This is a genomic window from Citrobacter portucalensis, from assembly GCF_002042885.1.
Taxonomy (GTDB): Bacteria; Pseudomonadota; Gammaproteobacteria; order Enterobacterales; family Enterobacteriaceae; genus Citrobacter; species Citrobacter portucalensis.
The window spans coordinates 1-4,538 of the sequence record NZ_MVFY01000032.1 but is presented as its reverse complement, the minus strand read 5'-3'; the positions used below and the strand labels follow the sequence as shown (position 1 = coordinate 4,538).

Here is a 4,538-nt window from a genome sequence, read left to right as displayed (position 1 = left end):
TTTTATCTGTTGTCTGTCGGTGAGCGCTCTCCTGAGGAGGACAAATCCGCCGGGAGCGGATTTGAACGTTGCGCAGCAACGGCCCGGAGGGTGGCGGGCAGGACGCCCGCCATAAACTGCCAGGCATCAAATAAAGTGAAGAAGCCCATCCAGACGGATGGGCTTCTTTGCGTCTGTGCGGGATGAAAACCGCCGGATGCGGCGTGCCGCCTTATCCGGCCTACAGAGGCCGGGCTGAATGTATTTTGTAGGCCTGATAAGCGCAGCGCATCAGGCACATCACAACACCGCACCATCGGGTACAAAGCAATATCCTGAGCCTCCATAAGACAAGCCATCCAGCGGTATATGCGGTAAACTAGGCGCGATTTTGCATCAGGAAAGCGTCTATGAATCACTCCCTTAAAGCCTGGAACACCTTCGGTATCGATCAGCAAACGAATGAACTTGTCTGCGCCGAAAATGAACAACAATTACTGAATGCTTGGCAATCAGCCAATGCATCGCATCATCCTGTACTGATCCTGGGCGAAGGGAGTAACGTCCTGTTTCTTGATACCTTCCAGGGTACGGTGATCGTCAATCGTATTAAGGGTATTGAGATTACAGAACAACCTGATGCGTGGCATTTGCACGTAGGTGCGGGTGAAAACTGGCATCATCTGGTCCAGCATACGTTGCAGCTTGGCATGCCTGGGCTGGAAAATCTGGCGCTTATCCCAGGCTGCGTGGGTTCATCGCCAATCCAGAATATTGGTGCCTATGGAGTAGAGCTACAGCGCGTCTGCGAATACGTAGACTGCGTTGAGCTGTCGACTGGCAAACATCTGCGCGTTGGTGCAGCAGAATGTCGCTTTGGTTATCGTGACAGCATCTTCAAACATGAATACCAGGATCGCTTCGCAATTATTGCTGTTGGTTTACGCTTGTCTAAACAGTGGCATCCGGTACTGACCTATGGCGATCTGACGCGCCTGGATCCTACAACGGTGACGCCTCAGCAGGTTTTTGATTCTGTCTGCCATATGCGCACGACAAAACTGCCCGATCCGAAAGTAAACGGGAATGCAGGAAGCTTCTTTAAAAACCCGGTTGTCACCGCAGAGATTGCGCAGGAGCTCCTGGCAAAATTCCCAACAGCACCTCATTACCCGCAGGCTGATGGTTCTGTAAAACTGGCAGCCGGCTGGCTTATCGACCAGTGTCAGCTAAAAGGCAAGCGCATTGGTGGCGCAGCGGTACATCAACAGCAGGCACTGGTGCTGATCAATGCAGACAATGCGACGAGTCAGGATGTGGTGCAACTTGCACATCATGTACGTCAAAAAGTCGGTGAGAAATTTAATGTCTGGCTCGAACCAGAGGTTCGGTTTATTGGCCCGCAGGGTGAAATGAATGCTGTGGAGATCATTGCATGAAGGATAATACCGTCCCTCTGACGCTTATTTCATTACTCGCTGATGGCGAATTTCATTCTGGTGAGCAGCTCGGTGAAAAGTTGGGAATGAGCCGTGCCGCAATCAATAAGCATGTCCAGACGTTACGCGACTGGGGGGTTGATGTCTTTACTGTTCCAGGTAAAGGATACAGCTTACCGGAGCCTATCCAACTATTAGATGCCTCACTTATTCATTCTCAACTGGATGGTGGAAATATCACAGTCCTGCCGGTTATCGACTCAACCAATCAGTACCTGATGGACCGAATAGGTCAACTGGAGTCAGGGGATGCCTGTGTCGCTGAATATCAGCAAGCCGGGCGCGGTCGCCGTGGTCGCAAATGGTTTTCACCGTTTGGTGCCAACCTGTACCTTTCAATGTTCTGGCGGTTGGAACAAGGACCGGCTGCCGCGATTGGCCTGAGTCTGGTTATTGGTATCGTCATGGCTGAGGTTTTACGCGATCTGGGCGCAGAGAAGGTACGTGTAAAATGGCCCAACGACCTCTATTTGCTCGACCGTAAGCTGGCAGGGATCCTGGTTGAACTGACCGGTAAGACAGGGGATGCCGCGCAGATTGTTATCGGTGCGGGTATTAATATGTCCATGCGCCGGGTTGAAGAAAATGTGGTTAATCAAGGCTGGATTAACTTGCAGGAAGCGGGCATTAACATTGATCGCAATACCCTTGCTGCCCGACTGATACGTGAGTTGCGTGCTGCGTTAGTGCTCTTTGAGCACGAAGGTTTAGCTCCGTATCTGTCTCGCTGGAAGAGACTGGATAACTTTATCGACCGCCCGGTCAAACTTATTATTGGCGATAAAGAAATATTTGGCATCTCTCGTGGAATAGACGCGCAAGGTGCATTATTGCTTGAACAAAATGGCGAGATCAAACCCTGGATGGGTGGAGAAATATCGCTAAGAAGCGCTGAGTAATAAGAAGGGGAGCTGTTGCTCCCCTTTTTTATTTATTTTCTCAACCTGACTTGCTCAACGGCATGATTGGCACTTTTCGTCATGATTAAGCTTGCTCGCTCACGCGTTGGTAATATATTTTGTTTTAAATTCAGCCAGTTAATCTCTTTCCATAACGATGTGGCGGTGTTGATAGCCTCATCTTCTGATAATTTTGCATAGTTATGGAAATAAGAGTCCGGGTTGGTAAACGCCCCTTCACGGAATTTCAGGAAACGGTTGATATACCACGTCTGGAGTAATTCTTCTGGCGCATCAACATAAATAGAAAAGTCGACAAAGTCAGAAACAAATACATGATGCGGATCGTGAGGATAGTCCATCCCGCTTTGTAATACATTTAGCCCTTCGAGTATTAATATGTCGGGCTGGGCAACGGTTTTGTCGCCATCAGGGATCACATCATAGATGAGATGGGAATAGACCGGCGCCGTGACGTTAGGTACGCCTGATTTCAGATCGGAAACGAATTTAACCAAGCGATGCATATCATAGGACTGGGGGAAGCCTTTCTTCTTCATCAGTCCACGATCTTTCAATACCTGGTTAGGGTGGAGAAAGCCATCGGTAGTAATCAACTCAACCTTGCGATGCTCGGGCCAGCGACTGAGCAAAGCCTGCAAAACACGCGCAGTCGTACTTTTACCGACGGCGACGCTGCCAGCAATGCTAATAATATAAGGAATACGCTCGCCATTCGTGCCTAAAAATTGCTCCAGCACGGCCTGACGTCGCAGGTTCGAACTGATGTAAAAGTTTAGCAAACGCGAGAGAGGCAAATAAATCTCGGCAACTTCTTCCAGCGATAAGTCTTCGTTAATGCCTTTAAGACGAGCAATCTCTTCCTCGGTCAGGGTCATCGGCACGGAATCACGAAGCGCAGCCCACTGGTTGCGATCAAACTGTAGGTAAGGCGACGTTAACGCTTGCTCTTTTATACTCATACGCATGGTCTGGCTGTCATTGCTATATCAGGTCTGCGGTAAAAAACGAAATCATCCCGGTACGCAATGGCACGCACATTTCAGTTAATTTGGACAATGGGCAGGAGGGTAACACCAGATGGGGGGGAATAATAAGAAAAAATCATCCTCTGAAATGCAATGTGACGGGTATTCCAGATGTATAAAGATGTGCTTTCTCTCTATCAAAGCGTACCTGCCGGAGCAAAATTCCTCCCAGAGGAGGCACGTGACGTTGGAAATTTGTCCAATCCAAAGAGGAAATAGATTATTTATCGGTCGTATAGTGCAAAATGTGAGCGATAGAACATTTTATGCAATTTTTTAGTTGCATGAGTGCGCGTGTCTCCATAAAATGCGCGCTACTTGATGCCGACTTAGCTCAGTAGGTAGAGCAACTGACTTGTAATCAGTAGGTCACCAGTTCGATTCCGGTAGTCGGCACCATCAAGTCCGGTGGGGTTCCCGAGCGGCCAAAGGGAGCAGACTGTAAATCTGCCGTCACAGACTTCGAAGGTTCGAATCCTTCCCCCACCACCACTTTCTGGCAGCGTTATCGCCGCCTGAGTTGATTAAAAAATTAATCAGCTCGAACAGAAAAGAGAGAAATCTCTTTTTTGTTGCAGAAAGAACTGGGTAGCCGAGTTTCAGGATGCGGGCATCGTATAATGGCTATTACCTCAGCCTTCCAAGCTGATGATGCGGGTTCGATTCCCGCTGCCCGCTCCAGACGTGCTGATATGGCTCAGTTGGTAGAGCGCACCCTTGGTAAGGGTGAGGTCCCCAGTTCGACTCTGGGTATCAGCACCACTTCACTTCTCCTTCCCGTTTCTCTCTGTTTACTTTTAAAAGCATTCAACAGCTCAGGTATATTGCCTGGTTGATGTGGTGATATCACCGATTTATCCGTGTCTTAGAGGGACAATCGATGTCTAAAGAAAAATTTGAACGTACTAAACCGCACGTTAACGTCGGTACTATCGGCCACGTTGACCATGGTAAAACAACGCTGACCGCTGCAATCACTACCGTTCTGGCTAAAACCTACGGCGGTGCTGCTCGTGCATTCGACCAGATCGATAACGCGCCGGAAGAAAAAGCTCGTGGTATCACCATCAACACTTCTCACGTTGAATATGACACCCCGACTCGCCACTACG

At 49.1% G+C, this 4,538-nt stretch carries 4 protein-coding genes, 4 tRNA genes and 1 pseudogene; 7 read left to right on the top strand and 2 right to left on the bottom strand.

The features are described from left to right. The first annotated feature begins 389 nt into the window (after positions 1-389). Positions 390-1,418, top strand: a complete 1,029-nt coding sequence (gene murB / locus BZK40_RS24035) for a UDP-N-acetylmuramate dehydrogenase (RefSeq protein ID WP_079935447.1) — start codon at positions 390-392, stop codon at positions 1,416-1,418. Continuing rightward, positions 1,415-2,377: a bifunctional biotin--[acetyl-CoA-carboxylase] ligase/biotin operon repressor BirA gene (gene birA / locus BZK40_RS24030; protein WP_003826969.1), complete on the top strand. Its 963-nt coding sequence runs from the start codon at positions 1,415-1,417 to the stop codon at positions 2,375-2,377. Before murB ends, birA begins: the two co-directional genes overlap by 4 nt. Positions 2,378-2,409: 32 nt before the next feature. Here the strand turns inward: birA and coaA are convergent, their stop codons facing one another. Further along, complete coding sequence (gene coaA, locus BZK40_RS24025; protein ID WP_003031107.1) at positions 2,410-3,360, bottom strand: type I pantothenate kinase; 951 nt, start codon at positions 3,358-3,360, stop codon at positions 2,410-2,412. Positions 3,361-3,649: 289 nt separating this feature from the next. Continuing rightward, positions 3,650-3,730 (bottom strand): annotated as a pseudogene (locus BZK40_RS24920) (hypothetical protein); the annotation flags it as partial. A gap of 19 nt (positions 3,731-3,749) precedes the next feature. On the opposite strand from BZK40_RS24920, the gene BZK40_RS24015 reads away from it, so the two are divergent. The 5 genes from BZK40_RS24015 to BZK40_RS23995 form a co-directional block, all read left to right on the top strand. Further along, a tRNA-Thr gene (locus tag BZK40_RS24015) sits at positions 3,750-3,825 on the top strand. 8 nt (positions 3,826-3,833) lie between these two features. Continuing rightward, positions 3,834-3,918 (top strand) — tRNA-Tyr (locus tag BZK40_RS24010). A 114-nt stretch (positions 3,919-4,032) separates the two neighbouring features. Continuing rightward, positions 4,033-4,107: transfer RNA gene (locus BZK40_RS24005), tRNA-Gly, on the top strand. 5 nt (positions 4,108-4,112) lie between these two features. Beyond that, positions 4,113-4,188, top strand: a tRNA-Thr gene (locus BZK40_RS24000). A gap of 118 nt (positions 4,189-4,306) precedes the next feature. Continuing rightward, positions 4,307-4,538 (top strand): GTP-binding protein (locus BZK40_RS23995; protein ID WP_000031666.1); only part of this gene is annotated, 232 nt, incomplete at its 3' end.

What these genes read in the sequence shown, in the direction of transcription:
- birA (WP_003826969.1), top strand. Translation starts at nt 1,415, where the DNA reads ATGAAGGATAATACCGTCCCTCTGACGCTTATTTCATTACTCGCTGAT.
- murB (WP_079935447.1), top strand. Translation starts at nt 390, where the DNA reads ATGAATCACTCCCTTAAAGCCTGGAACACCTTCGGTATCGATCAGCAA.
- coaA (WP_003031107.1), bottom strand. Translation starts at nt 3,360, where the DNA reads ATGAGTATAAAAGAGCAAGCGTTAACGTCGCCTTACCTACAGTTTGAT.